The 21,249-nt window shown below is 67.4% G+C and carries 25 protein-coding genes; 12 read left to right on the top strand and 13 right to left on the bottom strand.

All coding sequences use genetic code 11. The features are described from left to right. The first annotated feature begins 12 nt into the window (after window positions 1–12). Genes GTH33_RS05060 through GTH33_RS05040 form a run of 5 tightly spaced genes read left to right on the top strand, consistent with a single transcriptional unit; the run spans window position 13 to window position 2,607 of the window. Window positions 13–762: a sulfite exporter TauE/SafE family protein gene (locus GTH33_RS05060; RefSeq protein WP_163957366.1), complete on the top strand. Its 750-nt coding sequence runs from the start codon at window positions 13–15 to the stop codon at window positions 760–762. A gap of 39 nt (window positions 763–801) precedes the next feature. Next, window positions 802–1,239 carry a pyridoxamine 5'-phosphate oxidase family protein gene (locus tag GTH33_RS05055; RefSeq protein ID WP_163957365.1) on the top strand — a complete coding sequence of 146 codons (438 nt, stop codon included), beginning with the start codon at window positions 802–804 and terminating at the stop codon, window positions 1,237–1,239. Between the two features lie 27 nt (window positions 1,240–1,266). Beyond that, the gene (locus GTH33_RS05050; RefSeq protein WP_163957364.1) at window positions 1,267–1,584 is read left to right on the top strand and encodes an alkylphosphonate utilization protein; all 318 of its coding nucleotides are present in this window, start codon (window positions 1,267–1,269) and stop codon (window positions 1,582–1,584) included. Then, the gene (gene ung, locus GTH33_RS05045) at window positions 1,585–2,274 is read left to right on the top strand and encodes a uracil-DNA glycosylase (protein WP_163957363.1); all 690 of its coding nucleotides are present in this window, start codon (window positions 1,585–1,587) and stop codon (window positions 2,272–2,274) included. A gap of 51 nt (window positions 2,275–2,325) precedes the next feature. Then, a complete protein-coding gene (locus tag GTH33_RS05040; protein WP_163957362.1) occupies window positions 2,326–2,607 on the top strand; it encodes a DUF427 domain-containing protein in 282 nt (93 codons plus the stop codon). 45 nt (window positions 2,608–2,652) lie between these two features. On the opposite strand, the gene GTH33_RS05035 is transcribed toward GTH33_RS05040, so the two are convergent. The 9 genes from GTH33_RS05035 to GTH33_RS04990 all read right to left on the bottom strand — a co-directional run bounded on the left by GTH33_RS05035 (window position 2,653) and on the right by GTH33_RS04990 (window position 12,235). Next, the gene (locus GTH33_RS05035) at window positions 2,653–3,414 is read right to left on the bottom strand and encodes a hypothetical protein (protein WP_208404110.1); all 762 of its coding nucleotides are present in this window, start codon (window positions 3,412–3,414) and stop codon (window positions 2,653–2,655) included. Between the two features lie 107 nt (window positions 3,415–3,521). Continuing rightward, window positions 3,522–4,007, bottom strand: coding sequence for a GNAT family N-acetyltransferase (locus GTH33_RS05030; protein ID WP_208404109.1), 486 nt, complete (start codon window positions 4,005–4,007; stop codon window positions 3,522–3,524). Window positions 4,008–4,344: 337 nt separating this feature from the next. Beyond that, window positions 4,345–4,908, bottom strand: a complete 564-nt coding sequence (locus GTH33_RS05020) for a hypothetical protein (RefSeq protein ID WP_163957360.1) — start codon at window positions 4,906–4,908, stop codon at window positions 4,345–4,347. Beyond that, window positions 4,898–5,431, bottom strand: coding sequence for a hypothetical protein (locus tag GTH33_RS05015; RefSeq protein ID WP_163957359.1), 534 nt, complete (start codon window positions 5,429–5,431; stop codon window positions 4,898–4,900). Before GTH33_RS05015 ends, GTH33_RS05020 begins: the two co-directional genes overlap by 11 nt. Window positions 5,432–5,497: 66 nt before the next feature. Then, window positions 5,498–7,396 carry a phosphomethylpyrimidine synthase ThiC gene (thiC, locus tag GTH33_RS05010; RefSeq protein WP_163959605.1) on the bottom strand — a complete coding sequence of 633 codons (1,899 nt, stop codon included), beginning with the start codon at window positions 7,394–7,396 and terminating at the stop codon, window positions 5,498–5,500. A gap of 288 nt (window positions 7,397–7,684) precedes the next feature. Continuing rightward, window positions 7,685–8,683: a ferritin-like domain-containing protein gene (locus GTH33_RS05005; RefSeq protein WP_163957358.1), complete on the bottom strand. Its 999-nt coding sequence runs from the start codon at window positions 8,681–8,683 to the stop codon at window positions 7,685–7,687. 51 nt (window positions 8,684–8,734) lie between these two features. Further along, entirely contained in the window at window positions 8,735–9,868 is a 1,134-nt protein-coding gene (locus GTH33_RS05000) for a ferritin-like domain-containing protein (RefSeq protein ID WP_163957357.1), read from the bottom strand. Between the two features lie 229 nt (window positions 9,869–10,097). Next, window positions 10,098–11,207 (bottom strand): ferritin-like domain-containing protein, encoded by a 1,110-nt coding sequence (locus tag GTH33_RS04995; RefSeq protein ID WP_163957356.1) that lies wholly within the window; start codon window positions 11,205–11,207, stop codon window positions 10,098–10,100. Between the two features lie 14 nt (window positions 11,208–11,221). Further along, window positions 11,222–12,235, bottom strand: coding sequence for a ferritin-like domain-containing protein (locus tag GTH33_RS04990; protein WP_163957355.1), 1,014 nt, complete (start codon window positions 12,233–12,235; stop codon window positions 11,222–11,224). Window positions 12,236–12,466: 231 nt separating this feature from the next. Between GTH33_RS04990 and GTH33_RS04985 the strand changes: the two genes are divergently transcribed. Next, window positions 12,467–13,045: a sigma-70 family RNA polymerase sigma factor gene (locus GTH33_RS04985; protein ID WP_249055002.1), complete on the top strand. Its 579-nt coding sequence runs from the start codon at window positions 12,467–12,469 to the stop codon at window positions 13,043–13,045. Then, the gene (locus GTH33_RS04980) at window positions 13,032–13,772 is read left to right on the top strand and encodes an anti-sigma factor (RefSeq protein ID WP_166753168.1); all 741 of its coding nucleotides are present in this window, start codon (window positions 13,032–13,034) and stop codon (window positions 13,770–13,772) included. The genes GTH33_RS04985 and GTH33_RS04980 overlap by 14 nt, the downstream gene beginning before the upstream one ends. A 284-nt stretch (window positions 13,773–14,056) precedes the next feature. Here the strand turns inward: GTH33_RS04980 and GTH33_RS04975 are convergent, their stop codons facing one another. The 4 genes from GTH33_RS04975 to GTH33_RS04960 all read right to left on the bottom strand — a co-directional run bounded on the left by GTH33_RS04975 (window position 14,057) and on the right by GTH33_RS04960 (window position 16,915). Further along, entirely contained in the window at window positions 14,057–14,929 is an 873-nt protein-coding gene (locus GTH33_RS04975) for a MipA/OmpV family protein (protein ID WP_163959602.1), read from the bottom strand. A gap of 85 nt (window positions 14,930–15,014) precedes the next feature. Further along, a complete protein-coding gene (locus tag GTH33_RS04970) occupies window positions 15,015–15,431 on the bottom strand; it encodes a DUF2141 domain-containing protein (protein WP_163957354.1) in 417 nt (138 codons plus the stop codon). Next, entirely contained in the window at window positions 15,370–16,185 is an 816-nt protein-coding gene (locus GTH33_RS04965) for a sterol desaturase family protein (protein ID WP_163957353.1), read from the bottom strand. Before GTH33_RS04965 ends, GTH33_RS04970 begins: the two co-directional genes overlap by 62 nt. 220 nt (window positions 16,186–16,405) lie before the next feature. After that, complete coding sequence (locus GTH33_RS04960; RefSeq protein ID WP_163957352.1) at window positions 16,406–16,915, bottom strand: GNAT family N-acetyltransferase; 510 nt, start codon at window positions 16,913–16,915, stop codon at window positions 16,406–16,408. 77 nt (window positions 16,916–16,992) lie between these two features. On the opposite strand from GTH33_RS04960, the gene crtY reads away from it, so the two are divergent. The 5 genes from crtY to GTH33_RS04935 all read left to right on the top strand — a co-directional run bounded on the left by crtY (window position 16,993) and on the right by GTH33_RS04935 (window position 21,219). Beyond that, window positions 16,993–18,159, top strand: coding sequence for a lycopene beta-cyclase CrtY (gene crtY / locus GTH33_RS04955; protein WP_163957351.1), 1,167 nt, complete (start codon window positions 16,993–16,995; stop codon window positions 18,157–18,159). A 69-nt stretch (window positions 18,160–18,228) separates the two neighbouring features. After that, window positions 18,229–19,704: a phytoene desaturase gene (locus GTH33_RS04950; RefSeq protein ID WP_163957350.1), complete on the top strand. Its 1,476-nt coding sequence runs from the start codon at window positions 18,229–18,231 to the stop codon at window positions 19,702–19,704. A gap of 32 nt (window positions 19,705–19,736) precedes the next feature. Then, complete coding sequence (locus GTH33_RS04945; protein WP_163957349.1) at window positions 19,737–20,150, top strand: surface-adhesin E family protein; 414 nt, start codon at window positions 19,737–19,739, stop codon at window positions 20,148–20,150. Window positions 20,151–20,281: 131 nt separating this feature from the next. Next, on the top strand, window positions 20,282–20,677 hold the full coding sequence (locus GTH33_RS04940; protein WP_163957348.1) for an endonuclease domain-containing protein: 396 nt from the start codon (window positions 20,282–20,284) through the stop codon (window positions 20,675–20,677). Next, window positions 20,674–21,219 (top strand): septal ring lytic transglycosylase RlpA family protein, encoded by a 546-nt coding sequence (locus GTH33_RS04935; RefSeq protein ID WP_163957347.1) that lies wholly within the window; start codon window positions 20,674–20,676, stop codon window positions 21,217–21,219. Before GTH33_RS04940 ends, GTH33_RS04935 begins: the two co-directional genes overlap by 4 nt. The last annotated feature ends 30 nt before the right edge of the window (window positions 21,220–21,249 follow it).

Here is a 21,249-nt window from a genome sequence, read left to right as displayed (position 1 = left end):
GACGGAGCCGGCGTGCTGCATGATCCGTTTTTCCTGATCGTCGCCGCCACCGCGGTGATCCTGGTGGGGCTGGCCAAGGGCGGCCTGTCCGGGCTGGGCGCGCTCGGCACGCCGCTGCTCGCGCTGGCGGTCGCGCCGGTGCAGGCGGCGGCGATCCTGCTGCCGATCCTGATCGTGCAGGATGCGGTGAGCGTCTGGGCGTTCCGGCGCAGCTGGGACGGCTGGATCATCGGCTGGATGCTGCCCGGCGCGCTGGCCGGCATCCTGTGCGGCTGGGCGTTCGCCGAACTGCTGCCGACCAACGCGGTCATGGCGATGCTGGGCGCGATCACCGCCGGGTTCGGCCTGTGGCGGCTGTGGATCGAGCGCGGCGGCAGGATCGTCGCCGCATCGCGATCGCCCGGCTGGGTCGGCAGCCTGTTCGGCGTCGGCATGGGGTTTGCCAGCCAGATCGCGCATGCCGGCGGCCCGCCGTTCCAGATGTGGGTGGCGCCGCGCAAGCTGCCGCACGAACGCTTCGTCGGCACCGGCGCGATCCTGTTCGCCATCGTCAACTGGGCCAAGGTGCCGGCCTATCTGGCGCTCGGCGCGTTCGACGGCGCGACGCTGCGCACATCGGCGGCGCTGCTGCCGCTGGCGATCGCGTCGACCCTGGCCGGCGTGTGGGTGATCCGCCGGATGAGCCCGCAGCGCTTCTACATCGTGGTCTATCTGCTGATGGTGCTGCTGGGCGGGAAGCTGGTGTGGGAGGGGATCGGGTGACGCGGGCGTGCGTTGCTGCCCGATAACGATGAGGAGCGGATGCCCGTGACCAAGACCCTGGCCGATCTGTCGAAGGCGATGCGCGACATCGATTTCGCGATGCTGTCGACCCATACCGATGGCGGCGCGATCGGCGCGCGCCCGATGAGCAACAACCGCCAGGTCGATTACGATGGCGACAGCTATTATTTCACCACCGACGACACGCGGATGGTGGCGGACATCGGGCGCGACCCGCAGGTCGGGCTGAGCTTCCTCGGCAAGAGCGGCATGCTGGGGATGCGGCCGTTCTTCGTCGCGATCGAGGGGCGCGCGGACCTGGTCCGCGACAAGACGGCCTTTGCCGAACATTGGACCAGCGACCTCGACCGCTGGTTCGAACAGGGCATCGACACCCCCGGTCTGGTCCTGATCCACGTCCGGGCGATGCGCGCCCATTATTGGGACGGGGAGGACGAGGGCGAGATTTCGCTGTAGGGTGATCCCCGATGGGGGAATTGCACGATGCAGGATGATGACAGCTTCGTCTATGACGAGGCGAGCGGCGAGTGGATCAGCGCGGCGGATGCGGCCGCCGCGGCCGGTGACAATGGTGGTGGCGATACGGCGGTCGAGGTGCGCGATGCGGTCGGCAACGTGCTGGCCGATGGCGATCAGGTGACGCTGATCAAGGACCTGACCGTCAAGGGCGCCGGACAGACGCTGAAGCGCGGCACGCTCATCAAGAGCATCCGGCTGACCGGCGATGCGCAGGAGATCGACTGCAAGTTCGACGGGATCAAGGGGCTGGTGCTGCGCGCCGAATTCGTGCGGAAGCGCTGAATGCCGCCACGCATCGACCCCATCTGGACCGCGCCGCTGGCCGATGCGCTGGCGGACCTGCCGGCGCTCGATGCGTTTCTGGAGGCCGAGGCGGCGGCGGGCAAGGCGGTGTATCCGCCGGTGGAGGACCGGTTCCGGGCGCTCGCGCTGACCCCCCTGCCCGACGTGCGGGTCGTGATCCTTGGGCAGGACCCCTATCACGGGCCGGGACAGGCGCACGGCCTGAGCTTTTCGGTGCGGCCGGGGGTGAAGGTGCCGCCGAGCCTCGCCAACATCTACAAGGAATTGCACGCCGACCTCGGCATCGCGCCCGCCCGCCATGGCTTTCTGGAGCATTGGGCGAGGCAGGGCGTGCTGCTGCTCAACACGGTGATGACCGTCGAGGGAGGTCGGGCGGCGTCGCATCGCGGTCGCGGGTGGGAGGCATTGACCGATGCGGTGATCCGCGCGGTCGCCGCCAAGCCCGGCCCGGTCGTGTTCCTGCTGTGGGGCACGCATGCCCAGGCCAAGGCGGGCTTCGTCCGCACGATCGCGCAAGGCGGCGAGCATCTGGTGCTGAGCGCGCCGCACCCCTCGCCCCTGTCGGCGTACAAGGGCTGGTTCGGCAGCCGCCCATTCAGCCAGGCCAACGCCTTTCTGGAACGTCATGGCGCGGCGCCGATCGACTGGGCGCTGCCCGACGCGGCGTAACCGCATCCTTTGGCCACCGCGACGGTTGAGGGGGCCAGAGGAGACACGGACATGGCCGAAGCGTGGTGGAACGGGACGCGGATCGCGGCGAGCGACGACATCGTGACGGTGGAGCGCAATGCCTATTTCCCGATCGACGCGGTCGATGCCGCGGTGTTGAAGGACAGCGCGACGACCAGCGTGTGCCCGTGGAAGGGCACGGCACATTATTACACGTTGGTGGTCGACGGCGCGGAGAACGCCGACGCCGCCTGGTATTACCCCGAGCCCAAGGATGCGGCGAAGGAGATCAAGGACCGCGTCGCCTTCTGGAAGGGCGTCGAGATCCGCTGACGCCGACCGCTGACGCCGGCATCCACGCCGGCGACGGTGGTGCCGTCATGGCCGGCCGGGCGCGGAAGTTGGCGAAGTTGCCACTACGTCCGCACCGGAAAGCGTTCGCAGGTGTGCGGCGAACGTCAAATCGCGTTCCGCCTGTACGGCATCCTCCTGCGCCCGTTCGCGGCGCGCGGCGGCTTCATCCGCCATCCGTTCCTGTTCGTCGGCGCTGACGAAGCGCGTCGCGACGTGGCGGTAGAAGGGCGGCGGCAGCGGAGCGCCATCATCGCGGGCATAGGCGTCCGCCTCGACCTGCATCATCGCCTTCGACAGCTGGATCGCCGCGGCGTCGGGCGCCCGTTCGGCGCGGCAGGTGTCGAGCCATGCGCCGTAGCGCTGCGGATCGCGGTAGCGGAGCAGGAACTGGGTCAGCCGCTCGTCATACTTGCGCCGCTCGCCGATCTGTTCGCCCTTGTAGAAGACCGGCTGGGCGACGCCGTGGATCGCGCGCGAATAGGCGGCATCGGACAGGCGCTGGATGGCATGGTCGAGCGCCAGGTCCCAGGCGATGCGATAGCTCTGCGCCTCGACCCGCCCGCGCAGGGCATAAGCGGCGGTGGTGCTGATGCCGACGCGCCGGCACGCGGCATCGACGCAGCCGCATTCCGACAGCGCGGCGATGAAGTCGACCTGTCGCTGCGGCGTCCAGCCGTCGTGGCGATGGCGGAGCGATGCGGCCTGGAAATCGGTCGGATCGAAGGGCCGGGCGGCAGGCTTGCGGGCCGAGGCGCGGCGGGCGGAGCGGGTGGGTGCATGCTTCATGCCTGCCTATTGGGCACGATGCATCCAACATTGGGAGGGGGCAATCGGCCGGTCCGGCGGATTGCCGCGCGGGTGTGGCGCGCGGGCATCCATCAGCGTTACGCTGGTCAGGCGGCCGATGGCTCCAACGGATAGCGCATCGCGACGTCGCAGCGGGCATAGGCATGGCCGAAGCGCGCCATGATGTCGGCATCGTGGACGAAACCGGCGCGTTCGTAGAGGTGGATCGCGGCGGCGCATTTGCGGTTGGTGAGCAGATAGAGCGTGTCGATCCCCGGCAGGGCACGCGCCCGATCGATCAGCGCGGCGAGCAGGGCCGCACCGGCGCCGGTCCCGCGCGCGTCGGCAAGGACGCCCATCTTGGTGAGTTCGTACGCGCCGGGTTCGCCCGGCATCAGTGCGCCGGTGCCGACGATGGCGCCGTCGTCGGTGGCGGCGAAGAGGATGACGCCGCCCCGGTCGACGATCGCCTCACGCGGGTGGGCGAGGACGTGGCGATCGTGATCCTCGAGCACGAACATATCCTCGATCCACGCGGTGTTGATGCTCGCGAAGTACGGGGCGAGGGCGTCGGTGTAGGGGAGGGTGCGCATGGGGTGAGAGTAGCGGTGTGGTGACATCGGGCAAGGTTATGGTCCATGTCCTGCACGTGCATGCAGTCCGCTATTCCCGAGTGCCTGAAAACCGGGAGGCGATGATCGACGAGGTTGACGCCGACCCCAGGCCGCCCACCACCTGTCGGGCTGGTTATCACGACGAATCACGCGTGGGCATCGATTGATGTATCGCCTTGCGCCGCATGCGTGATGCGCGAGTGCTGGACGTGCCTATTGACGGGTGTCGGGCCTGAGGGACACGCCGTAGAGGTACAGCAGCCTGCCGTTTCTCATGAAGCGTTGGTACCACCGACGGGCCATATTGTAGCTATCGTCAAGCTTCGGGTGGCAACGGTCCATCGGAATCGTCCCGCTCGTGCCTTTTGTCACGGCGAGCATCCCAGACCTTCTCCTGTTGCTGCGTCAGCGTCACAGGGTCAGATGTGCTGCCGCGCAGGTCGATCAGCTGAAGGTGAACGAGACGAGTTTTCAGAGAAATCGTATTGGGCCGATCAAAAAGATTTTTTACGCCGAAGCGCAACGCCTCCCCCCGGGTGCCGTATTTGCTATCGATTTGCCCTGCGACGACCAGCAACCCCTCTTCGACGTTCGTAGACGTCTGGATGAAGGCACCGATAATACCTTCGACGCCGATGATCACGCTCTGGGATGGTTCAACGATGACGTATTCATGTGCGGCAAGTCGGAACATCGGCCCGTCTTCGAGCAAGGAATGCACGACGCTCCAGCGGCCACCTGCATTCATGCGCAATATTCGACCGGGATTGAGCGTATAGGCCGCCTCTTTCAGCGCGTCCGACGAGAATGGCCTGATCTGCAACAGCCGATCGGCTTGCAGTCGACTGATCTGGCGATTGGTGAGGACGTTACCGTACATGCTGGTCTCCCAAGCCTGAAACTACTGTTTCGTGCAGGCCGGCGACGATGCGTTCGAGTTGCAAACGCTGCGCGGAGAGCGCGTCACGCTCCCTGAGCACGTCCGCGGCGGCAGGGCCACTCGACCTGTCGCTTGTCAGCCTCGCGAGCCGATCGTCGTAATGACGCATCAGGAACGTGAGTGCGTTGAGGTGATTGGACCGCTGCTGGATCATCAGCGCAGATGCGGCCTCAACCCGAATACGTTCCGAATCGATGCCCTGTACCTTCATCTGTCTCTGCTGAAGGATGAGCGTGCAGATCAAGCCCGCCAAAGCCAGGCCCGAGAACAGTGAATTAGTCGCCCCGAACGTATCCCCGAACTGGCCCTGCGCTGCAGCATCGGGAATGAACCACTTCACCCCGGCGACGATACCAACCTGCACGGCCACGACGACGCCAACCAACGTTGCGACGTGTTTCCAGCCAAACCTGCCAACCGCCATCGTCGCTCCGCCAGACTGCGCGATCGGTTCAATGACCAATCGCGCGCCTAGCGACTAGCTGAGACCGCACCGAAACGGTGCCATCTCGGCTGGGATGGCGGACATTCACTCCGCCGCCGGCAGGTAAACCTCGCTTCCCTTTGCCTTGAAGCGCTCGCTCATCTCCGCCATGCCGGCCTCCGCATCCGCTACCGAACCCTTGCCGCTGGCGAACAGCGCGCGTTCCGCATCGCCTGCGTCGGCGGCGATGAAGGTGTCCGCCGACTGGTTCTGCTTCGCCGCGAACTCTCGCACTTCGGCGGTGATCTTCATCGAGCAGAATTTGGGGCCGCACATCGAGCAGAAGTGGGCGGTCTTGGCGCCTTCTGCCGGCAACGTCTGGTCGTGATAGTCCTCGGCCGTCTCGGGATCGAGCGACAGGTTGAACTGGTCGCGCCAGCGGAAGTCGAAGCGGGCGCGGCTGAGCGCGTCGTCGCGCATCTGCGCGGCGGGGTGGCCCTTGGCGAGATCGGCGGCGTGGGCGGCGAGCTTGTAGGTGACGACGCCGACCTTGACGTCGTCGCGGTCGGGGAGGCCGAGATGCTCCTTGGGGGTGACGTAGCAGAGCATCGCGGTGCCGTACCAGCCGATCATCGCGGCGCCGATGCCGCTGGTGATGTGGTCGTAGCCGGGCGCGATGTCGGTAGTGAGCGGCCCGAGCGTGTAGAAGGGCGCCTCGCCGCAGACCTCGAGCTGCTTTTCCATGTTCTGCTTGATCTTGTGCATCGGCACGTGGCCGGGGCCCTCGATCATCACCTGCACGTCCTGTGCCCAGGCGCGGTGGGTGAGTTCGCCGAGCGTGTAGAGTTCGCTGAACTGCGCCTCGTCATTGGCGTCGGCGATGCTGCCGGGGCGCAGGCCGTCGCCGAGGCTGTAGGCGATGTCGTACGCCTTCATGATCTCGGTGATCTCGTCGAAGCGTTCGTAGAGGAACGATTCCTTGTGATGCGCGAGGCACCATTTCGCCATGATGCTGCCGCCGCGCGACACGATGCCGGTGACGCGCTTCGCCGTCATCGGGATGTAGGGCAGGCGGACGCCGGCGTGGATGGTGAAATAGTCGACGCCCTGTTCGGCCTGTTCGATCAGCGTGTCGCGGAACACCTCCCACGTCAGGTCCTCGGCGATGCCGCCGACCTTTTCGAGCGCCTGGTAGATGGGGACGGTGCCGATCGGGACGGGCGAATTGCGGATGATCCATTCGCGGGTGTCGTGGATGTTGCGGCCGGTCGACAGGTCCATGACCGTGTCGGCGCCCCAGCGGATCGACCAGACGAGCTTGTCGACCTCTGCCGCGACGTTGCTGGCGACGGCGCTGTTGCCGATGTTGGCGTTGATCTTGACCAGGAAGTTGCGGCCGATCGCCATCGGTTCGGATTCGGGGTGGTTGACGTTGTTGGGAATGATCGCGCGGCCGCGGGCGACCTCGTCGCGGACGAATTCGGGGGTGACGTAGTCGGGGATGCTCGCGCCGAAGCTTTCGCCGTCGCGCTTGTAGTCGCGCAGCATCTCGCGGCCGAGGTTTTCGCGGGTCGCGACATATTCCATCTCGGGCGTGATGATGCCGCGGCGGGCATAATGCATCTGGCTGAGGTTCATGCCGGCCTTGGCGCGCAAGGGGCGGCGGACCGGGTTGGGGAATTGCGGCACCCCGCCGGAGCGGTCGGGGCCAAGCTGGCCATTGTCCTCGGGCCGGAGTTCGCGGCCGTCATAGGCCTCGACGTCGCCGCGCGCGTCGATCCACGGGCGGCGCAGCTGCGGCAGGCCGGCCATGATGTCGATGCGGGCATTGGCATCGGTATAGGGACCGGAGGGGTCGTAGACGCGCAGCGGCGGTTCGCCCGACGACGGATCGAGGTGGATTTCGCGCATTGCGACGCCGAGCGGGCCGACATGGACCTTCTTTGAGCCCCGGATCGGTCCGGTGGTGACGCCAATCTCTGTGCGGGCGGGTACGTCGGCCATGGTCATGCTCTCCAAGATACGGAGAGCGGGCGGTTCTCGGGTGGAAAGCCGCTCCCTCCCTCCGCCGGTGTCAACCGGATCAGGTTCAGCGGGTCGAGGGCTCCTGCGGGTGCCATGAAAGTCATGCTTCCATGGGCGCCCTGCCCTCCTCTCAAGCGCGGTAACGGCGCTCCCCCGGGGATGCACGGCGTTGTACGCGCTTGGCCGGCCTGCGCCAACGAAAAAGGGCCGCCCCCGTGCGGAGCGGCCCTTGCGTAGATAGGTCCCGGCGGAGCGGCCCTGTGCGGATCAACCGCTGGCGGCGGACGTCCGGATGTTGCCGTTGATGCCCGACGGGAAGAACCCGCCCGATGCGACCGCGGCCTTGTTGAGGTAGACGATGTTGAGCACCTGTCCGGACGACCGGCTGTAGGCGAGGCCGTTGGTGTCGGTCGGCACGATGTTGGCGGTGGTCGCATCACCGATGCCCTGGTCGATGTCGCTGGTGCCATCGAGGCTGTCGCGCGCATCGGAGATCAGGCGGGCATTGGTGAAGATCGACGCGGCGTCGATGCCCTTGCGGTACAGCACCGAGCGGATGAGGCCGGCGTGATAGCTTTCGGTGGCGAGGATGCCGGCCGCCGCCTCGATAAAGGTCTTGTTGCCGATCAGCGGCGAGGCGCCCTTGTAGGCGGAGACGCCGACATCCTCGAACAGATAGGCGCCGAGCAGGAAGCTGACGTCGTCGGCATAGGGATTGAACACGCCGCTGGCGCCGACGACGCCGGCGGCACGCGCGGCGGCGGTGAAGGCACCGGTGGCATCGCCGGCGATATTGATCGCGGGCATGGCGACCGCCGAGCCGCCAAGCGTCGCCTTGAGGAAGGTGACGTGCTGCACCTCGTCGAGCGCGATTTCGCGCGCGTATTGCGCGACGATCGGATCGGCGAACGGCACCGCCGCGCCGCCCGTCACCGTGCCGACGGTGCCGACGCCGGTCGTCAGGCCGGCCGGCAACGCCGTGCCGAACGCCGCCCAGCAATAGAATTGCGCTTCGAGATATTCGAGGTTGAGCGCGAAATTGAGGATGTCGGCATCGGCGGCGATCGGGGTCGCCGACGCGGTGGGCGACGGCGTCGGCGTCGGGTTGTCGCCGTCGTTGCCGCAGGCGGCGAGCAGCGCCAAGCCGCCGGCCGAGGCGGCGGCACCGCCGGCATAGCGCAGGAAGTTGCGGCGTTCGGCACGGCGGGCGGCGATGGCGTCGAGCACGGTGTCGGTCTGGCCGGAATTGGTCGGAAGTTCGGTCATCGGGATCAATCCCCTGGATGCTTTGAAGGTCGCGGGCGGATCAGGAACGGATCAGGAGACGGTGGCCGCCTTGATCGTGCCGTTGAGGCCGGACGGGAAGAACCCGCCCGCGCTGGTCGCCGCGGCGTTCAGGTAGACGATGTTGAGCACCTGGTTGGGGCTGCGGCTGTAGGCGATGCCGAACGCGTCGGTCGGCATGATGTTCGACACCGGGAACGTCGGTGCCGGCGTCGGCGTCGCGGTGGGCGTCGCGGTCGGGGTGGGGGTGGGCGTCGGCGTGGGCGTCGCGGTCGCCGTCGCGGTGGGCGTCGGGGTCGGCGACACCTGGCCCGGCGCGACGCTGGTGCCCGGCGTGATGCCCTGGTCGATCTCGGTACCGCCGTCCAGGCTGTCGCGGGCATCGGAAATGCCCTGGACCTGCGCGATCAGCGACGATCCGGTGACGATGCCCTTGCGGTACAATTCGGTGCGGATCGTCGCGGCGTGATACGCCTCGACCGCCAGGATGCCGGCCGCCGCCTCGAGATAGGTCTTGGTGAGCAACGGTGCCGCGCCCTTGTAGGCGGTGACCCCGACATCCTCGAAGATGAACGCGCCGAGCAGGAACGTTTCGTCGTTGAGATAGGGATTGAAGGTCTGGCCGGCGCTGATGAGCTTGGCGGCGACCGCGGCGGCGGAAAACGCACTGTTCGGGCCGACCGAGATATCGATGACCGGCTGCGCCACCGCGACGGTGCTGCCGAGCGCGTTGCGCAGATAGGCGACGTGGGCGAGTTCGTCGGCGGCGATTTCGCGGGCGTAGCGCGCGATCACCGGGTCGCTGAACGGCACCTGCTGACCGCCGCGCACCGCGCCCGGCGTGCCGGTGCCGGTCAGCAGATTGGCGGGCAACCCGGCGCCGGTGGTGGCGTAGGCGTAATATTGCGCCTCGAGATATTCGAGGTTGAGCGCGAAGTTGAGGATGTCTGGATCGGTATAGGTGGGGGTGGGCGTCGCGGTGGGGGTGGGCGTCGCCGTCTGCGCCCCTGCCCGGTCGGCCAGCGTCAGCGTCGAGGCGCCGGCGGCGGTGACCGCCATCGCGCCGATCGCGGTCTTGAAGAATTCGCGGCGGTGTTCGCGGCGCGCGACGCGCGCGTCGAGCGCTGCGGTCAGGGTGGCGCTGTCGATATCGGTACGGGCGGTCATTACTCGGGTTCTCCCCATCGCGCGGGCGGCTGGCGGGCCGCCCAGGATGGCCCTGCCGTTCCGCATCCGGCCGCATGCGTCAACCCCGGCTGTACCGGAAATCCGCCGACCGGACGATGCAAGCGGGGGAACCGCCAACGAAAAATCCTCCCCCGGCGCCGGTGAGGGCATCGAGGGAGGATCGATCGTCGGCGCGCCAGGAGGGTGACGCGCCGAAGGGCGGGAAGGATCAGCCGAGACCGACGGTGAAGGCCGGGTTCGGGTTGTTGGTGCCGGCGGGGAAGAAGCCGCCGCTGGTCCGGTTGGCACCCGTCGCGTTGAGATACACGATGTTGTGCACCTGTTGCGTCGACCGGCTGTAGGCCAGGCCGTTGACGTCGGTGGGCACGATATTCGACACGCCGGTGGTCAGCACGCCGATGTTGGTGCCGCCGATGCCCTGATCGTCGTCGCCCGTGCTGGCGGTGCTGCCGTCCGGCGAGGCGCTGCCCGCAGTCGGCGTGGTGCCGCCCGCCAGCGTACCCGTCGCGGTGCCATCGGCGGCATCGCGCAGGTTCGAGATCTGCTGCGCCTGGGTGATGAGATCGCGATTGGTGATGCCGCGCGAGTAGAGGATCGTGCGGACCAGACCCGCATGATAGGCCTCTGCCGCCAGGATGCCCGCCGCCGCTTCCAGATACATCGACGAGATGACCGGCGATGCACCCTTGTAGGCGGTGACGCCGACGTCTTCGAAGATATAGGCGCCGAGCAGGAAGTTGGTCGGGTTGAGATACGGATCGAACGTCGCCGACGCGCCGGAGATCACGCCCGCCGCCCGTGCCGCCGCCGAGAAGGCGCCGTCCGCGGTGCCGGAGATGTTGATCGCCGGCTGCGCCACCGCCGCCGAGCCGAGCGCGGAGCGGAGGAAGTTGACGTGGGCGATTTCGTCATAGGCGATTTCGCGCGCATATTGCCCGATCAGCGGATCGCCGCTGAAATCGACCGCGCGCGGGAAGCCCGCACCCGATCCGGTCACCACCGCGCCCTGCGTCCCGGTGCCGGTCAGCGATGCGGCCGGCAGGCCGGTGCCGAACGCGGCATAGCTGTAGAATTGCGCCTCGAGATATTCGAGGTTGAGCGCGAAGTTGAGCACCGCGACGTCGGTGCTGACCGCCGGCGTAGGCGTCGGCGTCGGGAACGGCACCGACATCGCATTGTCGTCACCGCAGGCGGCGAGCAGCGACAGACCGCCGACGGCGGCGACACCGCCGACCGCAGTCTTCATGAAGGCGCGACGCGCATGGCGACGGGCCGTCGTCTTTTCGATGATCTCAAGGATCGATGTTTCGTGAGTCATGGTGATCGCTCCCCTCAGTTCGCGCCGCTGGAGCGGATCGCGGTGTTGCCGTTGTTGATGCCGTTGGGGAAGAACCCGCCCGCGGTCACCGACCGGGGATTGAGGTAGACGATGTTCAGCACCTGGGCCGGCGTGCGGCTGAAGGCGAGGCCGTTGCTGTCGAGCGGCACGATGTTCGAAACCGTCTGGCCGGACACCGTCAGCGGCGCGACGCCCTGATCGAGATCGGTGCTGCCATCGACCGAGTCGCGCAGGTTCGAGATGGTTTCGGTATTGGTGCGCAGCGCCGGCACGGTCAGGCCGCGGGCATAGAGCGCGGTGCGGACGATCGCGGCGTGATAGGCCTCGACCGCCAGGATGCCGGCCGCCGCCTCGAGATAGGTCTTGTTGTTGATGAGCGCGCCCGCTGCACCCTTATAGGCCGTGACGCCGACATCCTCGAAGATGAAGGCCGCCTGCAGGAAGCTGTTGTCGTCGGCATAGGGATCGAAGCCGGCCAGTGACGGCGTCGTGCTGGCGGCGGCGGCGGCGAAGGCGCCACCGGCGGCGCCCGAGATGTTGATCGCGGGCTGGGCGGCGATCAGCGCGTCGCTGGTCCCGGTGCCGCGGATCGCGGCGCGCAGGAAGGTGACGTGGGCGATCTCGTCCTGCGTGATCTCCCGCGCGTAGGCGGCAATCGCGGGATCGGTGAAGTTGACCTGACGCGCCGAACCGGCACCCGTGCCGGTCTGGACGGCGCCCTGCGTGCCGACGCCGCCGGTGAGCAGGTTGTTGGGCAGGCCCTGGCCGGTCGAGGCATAGCTGTAGAATTGCGCTTCGAGATATTCGAGGTTGAGCGCAAAGTTGAGGACGTCGACCTCCGACGGGCCGGTCGTCTGCGCTTCCGCCTCGCTCGCCAGCGACATCGCCGCGGCACCGGCGGTGGCGACCGCCGCCATGCCCATCACGTTCGTGAAGAATCCGCGACGTTCTTCACGCCGCCTCGCGCGGGCGTCGAACGCCTCGATAATCTGATCCGTCTGGGTCATGGTCAGCAACCTCCCTTACCTTGGTTCGACCGTCGCGCTCACGCCACCCTGACGCGACCGATCCACGGTCGACCTCCCGCTAGCTACGATCCGGAAAAGGAAAGGATGCCGGAAACGAAAAGAAAAATGCCGTGCGAGATTTTGGGGGCGTTGAACTGCACCCAGGTAAATAATCTGGATTATCGCGGCGGCGTATTGCCGGGCCGGTAAACTGCGATTAGCCTTTCGATCGTGCCGCAAACCGATGAATCCAGCCTCAATTCTGCCCGGGCGGCATTGGTCGAGGCGTTGATTCGCACCGGTCAGGACGACCGCGACGCCTTTCGCACCGTCTATACGATGACATCGGCGAAGCTTTTCGGGATATGCCTGCGTATCTGCGTCGACAGACAAGGCGCCGAGGACGTGCTGCACGACGTATATATCACGATCTGGAACCGGGCGGGCGCGTATCAGCCGGGACGCGCGAGCCCGATTTCGTGGCTGGCGACGATCGCCCGCAACCGCGCGATCGACTGGCGGCGACGCCAGGGGCGCAACCGGGCGGCACCGGTCGACGAGGCGGATTCGGTGCCGGACGGCACGCTGCGGCAGGACGATGCGCTGCTCGCCGCGGAAGCCAGCGCGCGGTTACACCAGTGCCTGGAGGCGATCGAGCAGCGCCAGCGCGGGGCGATCCGCAGCGCGTTTTTCGGCGGGCTGACCTATGCCGAATTGGCGGAGCGACAGGCGGTGCCGCTGGGCACGATGAAATCCTGGGTGCGCCGCGGGTTGCTCGCGTTGCGGGGGTGCCTCGATGCCGGCACCTGACGATATCGACATGGAGGGCGCCGACATGGGCGGCCCCGACATGACGGCGGCCGAGCTGGCGCTGGGCCTGCTGGAGGGCGACGCGCGCGACGCGGCGTTGCGCCGGCTGGTGCGCGATCCGGCGTTCGCGGCGGACGTGGAGCAATGGCGCGACTGGCTGGCGGCGCTGTTCGCGGACTGGCCGGCGGTGGCACCACCCGCCGCGGTGGCGACGCGGATCGAGGCGTCGCTGAACCGGATGCACGGCGGCGTGGCGGCGAACGACAATGGGTCGCGCTGGCGGATGCTGGCGGTCGCGACGAGCATCGCGGCATGCCTGTTGCTGGTGGTGACCGCGATGCTGGCGATGCGGCCCGCACCGGTGCCGGTGCGCGTGCCGGTCGCGGTGGCGGGCCCGGCCCCGCTGATCGCGGCGATGGCGCCGACCGGCAAGGGAACGCCGGTCGCCGCCGCCTATGACGCGACGAGCGGGACGGTGCGGATCGCGGGCGCGGTGGACGTGCCGGCGGGACGATCGGCGGAATTGTGGGCGATCCATGGTACGAACGCGCCGCGATCGCTGGGCGTAGTGGCCGATGCAACCAGCGCGGTGCTGAACGTGCCGGCGTCGCTGCGCGGTGCGATGGCGGCGGACACGGTGCTGGCGATCTCGATCGAGCCGGCGGGCGGGTCGCCGACGGGCGCGCCGACCGGGCCGGTGGTGGCGGCGGGCAAGCTGCTCGGCTGAACGCTTTGCCGTCGGATCGCGCCGTGGCGGTGATCCGGTGCGGGCCGGGGACACCGACCCGGGCGACGATCGAGCCGCTGGCTCACCTTGGGTTCCGTGGCCTTTGAATTGCAGGAACGGCACGACTCCAAGCGAGGCAGGGATGACGGATTTGCGGGCGAGCGCGTGCTGACGGGCGGCGCGGTTTGCGGTGGCGTTCGGGTGGACCGTGCCCCCTCGGGTCCTCGTCCGCTATGCCGCTCGATCGTACCCCGGCCGGTTGCCGGGGAACGATCGGGGACGGATCAGAAGGTGTAGGCGAGCCCGACGGCGCCGAGCCACTGGTTCTTCGAACCCGCGATGCTGACCAGCGGGCTGTCGGCGAAATCGTTGAGCATGCGGCGATAGGTGCCGCCGGCGACGATCTTGAACCCCTTCAGCAGGTTGCCGGTGATCGAATAGGTGGCAAGGCCGCCGAGCGTGTAGTTCTTCCACCCGCCGCGGGCATTGTAGGTCGGCAGGCCGCTGGCGACCGTCTGCGTCGGCGAAACCGAGAAATAGGTCGTGGCATAGCCGCGGCCCGCCCGTTCGGCCGAACCGAACAGCGCGACCGCCGCCTTGGGGCTGAGCGGCGTGATGTAGTTCACGCTCGGCTGCCAGATACCGCTGTCGTGCGCGTTGGCGACGTCGTGACGATAGCTGACGGTCACCGACAGTTTGTCATAGGGGCTGGTGATGACGCCGGTCTTGCCGATGCCGACATAGCCGCCCAGCTCGATCGCGGTATCGACCTTGCCGAGGGCGCGGACGCGGGGATCGTCGATGTTCTTCAGGCTGTTGCGGTTGAAATTGACGACGCCGATCGGCCCTGCCTGCAGGTCCCACGTCGGGCCGGGCTGATTGGGGATCAGGTCGACGCTGAGGCGGTTGCCGGCGAGGGTGAAGCTGAAGCCCTTGATCGATCCGATCGCGGCCGGTGCCGGCGTCCAGCGATAGTCGTTCGACCCTTCGTAATCGGTCAGATAGACGCCGGCGGCACCGATGGTGACCGAGTCGCGATCGAGGTCGAATTCCGCCGCCGTGCTCGCCACCGAACCGGTGCTGGGCGGCAGGCCCTGCACGTCCTGCGCGAGCGCCGGTGCGGCGAAGGTTGCGGCGGCCGCGAGCGCGAGCGGCATGAGGATCTTGGCGGACAAAGGGAAGGCTCCAAACCTGTTACGAAGCCGTAACGCGGATGGGTTCGATATTATCCGGGCCGGCGGATCAGAAGATGTAACGCATCGTGATCTGTTGCTGATTTGCATCACTCGTCACCGTGAAGCGGGCGGCGGCGAAGCGCGGCGGCCCGAAACGGATCACCGGATTGCGCGAAAAGCCGAACCCTTCGCGCGGAACGCCGGCGAACGTGTCGAGCTTGGCATTGCTGTTTTCGTCGTGGATCACCGCCACGGCATAATTGCCGAGCGGCAGCCCCTCGAACCGCATCGCGTGCGCGCTGGCCGGCACGTTGCGGGTGATCGCATCGGCATCGTCGACGCAGGCGGGGAAATTGTCCGGATCGGCGGTCAGGCAGACGCGCAGCAGCCCCTTGGCCGAGCGCATGTGATCGACGCCGACGTCAAGCCGGGCGATCGGCGCCGCGCCCAGGACCAGCGCCGCCGCGGGCAGCAGGGCGGCCATCCGCCACGCCATGGCGCGCCGCCGCCCGGGAATGCGACCGCGCGAAGTCACCGATGCCGCGATCGGTGCCGCACAGACGATCCCAGAACCGGAAGTAGAGCCCATAATTGCATCCATATTGTTCATGATGGCGTTGATGGTGGCTGGCGGTGATCAGCCATCCCCCCAATGCCCCCCGCCACATGAACCGCGGGAAAACTTCCCAACCCATGTGATTGGTGACGCCCATAACCGTCATGACTGCCAGCACGAAGCCCAGAGCGCCGACGTGGATCGGAATTGCCAGCACCAGTAGCGGAATTGCCACAGCACCGGTCACCGCCTCGATCGGGTGGAACGCCATCGCCGCCCAGGCGGTCGGCGGGCGGCTGGCATGGTGGACCGCATGCGCCGCCTTGAACACCGCGGGCCGGTGCATCCAGCGATGCGTCCAGTAGAACCACGTATCGTGGAGGACGAGGTAGAGCGCGACGGACACCGGCAGGTACCAGAGCGGATAGGCATGGACGTCGGCGTACACCCGCGTCCAGCCATGCGCCTTCCACCCCCAGGCGAGGACGCCGGCCGGGATGCCGTAGATCGCGGCGGAGGCGAGGCTCCAGGTGACCTCGCGCCGCATCTGCGCATCGAGCCCGCGATACAGGCCGGGGTGCCGCAGCCGCGTCGCCGCCGCGAACGCGCCCGAGACGATCAGGTAACGCACGCCGACGATCAGCGTCATCGCCAGGGCGGACAGGGTGACGGCGAGCAGCATCACGCCGGTCTAGCGGATTGTGGCGCGCGATGGCAGGGACTTAATTGCCGGCGCCCGCCCGCTCGCCCGCCCGCAGCGCCGGCCCGGGCCGCGCGGGCACCCCCGTGCCAGGGCGGCGGATCGACATTCAGCCTTCTGCCTCCCCGGCCTCCGCCGGGGAGGCAAGCTGGTCCAAATGCCGTCTCGCTGTTGAATTTCGATCCGACCCGAAGGCCCGCGCTCACGGCCTGCGTTCTAGGACGTGGATCGGGTGGTCCTTGTACGTCGCGTCGCGCACCGGCACATAGCCCACCTTCGCCGCCAGCTTCAGCGAGGGCGTGTTGCCCGGATCGATGATGCAGGTGGTGTGGACGATCCCCTGCCCGTCCGCCCAGGCGAGCGCCGCGCAAAGCGCCTCATGCGCATAGCCGCGGCCGTGCGCGGCGGGGGCGAGGGTCCAGCCGACCTCCGGCACCGCCAGCGGCGGATCGATCGCGCGGCGCGCCTCGATCAGGCCGATCTCTCCCACCACGCCCGTGTCATCGGCCACCACCCAACTGCCATAGCCGAACGCCTGCCACTGGCCGATCGAGCGGAGCAGGCGGATCCACACCTCCTCGTCCGGGCGCGGTGCGCCGCCGATCATCTGATAGACCGCGGGCGCCTGCCACATCGCGGCAAGGACGGCGAGATCGTCCGGCGCGTGGCCGCGCAGGACCAGGCGTTCGGTGCGAAGGGCGGGTGCGATCATAAGGCCAGCTTATGGCGTCGGGACGCGCGAAGAAATCCCGGTTCTTTCCAACGCCGCTTTCGGCTAGGCGCGGGGCGATGGGTATGACGATCCCTTGCGACGTGGCCATCGTCGGCGGCGGGCTGGCGGGCAGCCTGATCGCGCTGGCGCTGCGCGACAGGCGGCCGGACGTCGACGTGCGCATCATCGATGCCGCCCCGGCGATCGGCGGCGACCATGTCTGGTCGTTCTTCGGCAGCGACGTCGGCGATGCCGATCGCTGGCTGGTGGCGCCGCTGGTGGTGCATGCGTGGCGCGAATACGACGTCGCCTTTCCCCACCTCACCCGGCAGATCGATGCGACCTATTATTCGCTGACCAGCGAGCGGCTGGACCGGATCGTCCGCGCCCGGTTGCCGGAACCCGCGCTGATGCTCGGCCGCAAGGTACTGGCGGCGTCGGCGAGCGCGGTGGTGCTGGCCGATGGCGACCGGATCGAGGCGAAGGGCGTGATCGACTGCCGCGGACCGGGCGACCTGTCGGTGCTGGAACTGGGGTGGCAGAAGTTCGTCGGCCAGGAACTGGCGCTGGCGCAGCCGCACGGCGCGAGCGGGCCGAGGGTCATGGATGCGACGGTCGCGCAGATCGACGGCTATCGCTTCGTCTATTGCCTGCCGTTCGCGGCGGACCGGATGTTCGTCGAGGACACCTATTACAGCGACACCCCCGATCTGGACGGCACCGCGATCGGCACGCGGATCGCGGATTATGCCAGGACGAGGGGGTGGGAGGTCGCCGAGGTGGTGCGCGGCGAGGCCGGCGTGCTGCCGATCACGCTGGGTGGCGATTTCGAGGCCTATTGGCGGTCGAGCGGCGCCAACGTCGCCAAAGCGGGCATGCGCGCCGGGCTGTTCCAGCCGGCGACCGGCTATTCCCTGCCCGACGCGGTACGGCTGGCGGTGCGGATCGCGGCGCACGGCGACCTGTCGGGTGCGGCGCTGGCCCGGTTTACGCACGATTACGCACGCACGGCGTGGAAACGCGGGGCATTCTATCGCATGCTCAACGCGATGATGTTCCGCGCCGGCGATCCGGCGGAACGATGGCGCATCATCGAGCGCTTCTACCGCCTGGACCCGATGCTCATCACCCGCTTCTATGCCGGGCGATCGAGCCTCAAGGACAAGGCGCGCATTCTGACGGGCAAGCCACCGGTGCCGGTGGGGCGCGCGATCAACGTGTTGCGGACGACGGCGTGGCGTTAGGTATGTTGACGGGCGCGGAAGAGCGCCTGTCGATGCGGTGCCTGCGGCAATCAATGGGTGGAAACGGATATGAAGTCGGCAATCGTCATCGGTGCGGGATTCGGTGGACTGGCGCTCGCGATCCGGCTGCAATCGGCAGGCGTGGCGACGACGATCGTCGAATCGCGCGACAAGCCGGGTGGCCGCGCCTATTATTGGGAGCGCGACGGCTTCACCTTCGATGCCGGACCGACCGTCATCACCGATCCCGCCTGTTTGCAGGAACTGTGGGAACTGACCGGGCGCGACATGGCCGAGGACGTGACACTGGAACCGGTGACGCCCTTCTACCGGCTCAACTGGCCCGACGGGACCAATTTCGACTACACCAACGATGAAGCGCTGTTGCAGCGCGAGATCGGCAAGCTGAACCCGGCCGACATCGCCGGTTATCACAAGTTCCTGGAATATGCCGAGGGCGTGTATCGCGAAGGCTATGAGAAGCTGGGGCATGTCGCGTTCCTCGACTTCGCATCGATGATCAAGGCGGCACCGGCGCTGGCGAAATACCAGGCGTGGCGATCGGTCTATTCGATCGTGTCGAAATACGTGCAGAACGAGAAGCTGCGCGAGGCGCTGAGCTTCCACACCTTGCTGGTCGGCGGCAACCCGATGACGACCAGCGCGATCTATGCGCTGATCCACAAGCTGGAGCGCGACGGCGGCGTGTGGTTCGCCAAGGGCGGCACCAACCGGCTGGTCGCAGGCATGGTCGCGCAGTTCCAGCGCATCGGCGGCACGGTGCGACTGGGCGATCCGGTGACCGCGATCGAGACGCTGGGCGACCGCGTCACCGGCATCCGCTGCGCCAGCGGCTGGTCGGGCGAGGCGGATGCGGTCGCGGCGAACAGCGACATCATGCACACCTATCGCGACCTGCTGTCGACGTCGCGCAGTGCGCAGCGGACCCGGGCGCGGCTGGAGCGCAAAAGCTATTCGCCATCGCTGTTCGTCGTGCATTTCGGCATCAAGGGCGCGTGGCCGGGTATCCCGCACCACATGATCCTGTTCGGCCCGCGCTATAAGGGGCTGCTGGAGGACATCTACGACCACGGCGTGCTGAGCGAGGATTTCTCGCTGTACCTGCACCATCCGACCGTCACCGACCCGTCGATGGCGCCGGAGGGTCATTCGACCTTCTACGCGCTCGCACCCGTGCCGCACATGGGCAAGTTCCCGGTGGATTGGGACGAGGTGGGGCCGATCCTGGAAAAGCGCATCCTCGACGAGGTCGGGCGGCGGCTGATCCCCGACATCCACGAGCGGATCGTGACGAAGTTCAGCTACGCGCCGAACGACTTCGCGACCGACCTGAAGGCGCATCTGGGCAGTGCGTTCAGCCTGGAGCCGGTGCTGACGCAGAGCGCCTATTTCCGCGTCCACAACCGCGACGATGCGATCCCCAACCTGTATTTCGTCGGCGCGGGCACGCATCCGGGCGCGGGGATTCCGGGCGTGGTGGGAAGTGCTAAAGCAACGGCGGCGCTGATGCTAGAAGCGCGCTGAAACCGGGGGAACAGCGGATGCGTAGAACTGGAATGATGAGTGCTGGAATAGCCACGATTGCTGTAACGGCATCCGTACAGGCCACCAACTGGATGCCCAGCGCAACTTCAAGCACTGGCGCGATATGGTACGTCGATCTCGACAGCGTAAAGGGGGTCGACGACATATTAAACCGCAAAGCCATCAAGGCCTGGGTGAAGATCGATTATCGCAAGGTCGCTGCCGAAAAGGCGCGCGAGGCGCGGATCCTCTATTATTTCAAATGCGACGAGGAACAGGCGAAAAGCATGTCCCGGGTCAGCTATCGTGCCGATGGTACTGTCATTGACAGCTACGCGCCATCATACGCGAGTTACGAACCAGTCGTGCCGGATACGGTGCTGAGCGGTGCTATGCAAATTGCGTGCACAGCTCACCAGTTGAACAGGGCCGAGCCGCAGTCGTAACGTCTTTCCCCAAAATGTGCAGTGGTGAGGCGGCGCTGATGCTGGGCGGGCGGTGATCCTGCCCCCCTCCCTGCCAAGGGAAGGGCCGGGGGTGGGTTGCTCTCCGCATCGCGATCGGCCAGCCTTTAGCGATGTCGCGCATCGCACCTTACATGACCGTCAATGCGCGAGCGCTGCGGACCGGTGCGACCGAGGCGGAACGGTTGATCTGGCTGCGTGTACGAAGCTATCGCCCGAGGTTCACGCGGCAGCTGCCCGTCGGGCGCTACATCATCGATCTAGCGTGCCGTGGCGTGAGGCTGGCGATCGAATTCGACGGAAGTCAGCATGCGGATAATCCGGACGACCTGACACGGACCCGATTCCTGGAAAGCCTCGGCTGGCGGGTCATCCGTTTTTGGAATTTCGACGTGGTGGACAATCCCGACGGCGTCGCGACGGCCATCCTGGCTGCCGTCGCGCAGCGCGGCGGGCCGACCCACCCCCGGCCCCTCCCTTCCAGGGAGGGGAGAATGAAGGATGCATGAACGCTAGATATGCCGCCATCCTCGCCGCGCTTGCGCTGTCCGCCTGCGGCGGTCGCTATCGGCCGGTCAGCGATTTTCCCGTCAAGATCGGCCGGCCCTATACGGTCCGCGGCGTCACCTACACGCCCGCCGCCGCGCCTTTGTACGACGAGGTCGGGTTGGCCGGTTGGTACGGCACCGAATCCGGCCATCGCACCGCCCTTGGCGAGAGGTTCCGGGTGAAGGCGATCGCGGGCGCGCATACCACCCTGCCCCTGCCGAGCTATGTCGAGGTGACGTCGCTGGAGACCGGGCGGACGATCCTGGTGCGGATCAACGATCGCGGGCCGTTCGCGCGAGGCCGCATCGTCGATCTGTCGCGCGGGGCGGCCGACCTGCTGGGCATTCGGGCCGCCGGGACGGCGGCGGTGCGGGTGCGGCGCGTCGACCCGCCGGAGCGCGACCGGGCCCGGCTGCGCCAGGGCAAGGCGGCGGTGCGGCCCGATGCGTCGGCGGCGGACCTTGCCATGTGGCGCGATCGCTGGCGGATGCGGGGGCGATGACGGCCCGCCGATCTTGCCCGCATCGCCGCA

Source organism: Sphingomonas insulae (assembly GCF_010450875.1).
In the GTDB taxonomy this organism is placed as follows: Bacteria; Pseudomonadota; Alphaproteobacteria; order Sphingomonadales; family Sphingomonadaceae; genus Sphingomonas; species Sphingomonas insulae.
Note: the sequence above shows the minus strand (reverse complement) of the source record. Positions and strands in the feature narration are given on the sequence as shown.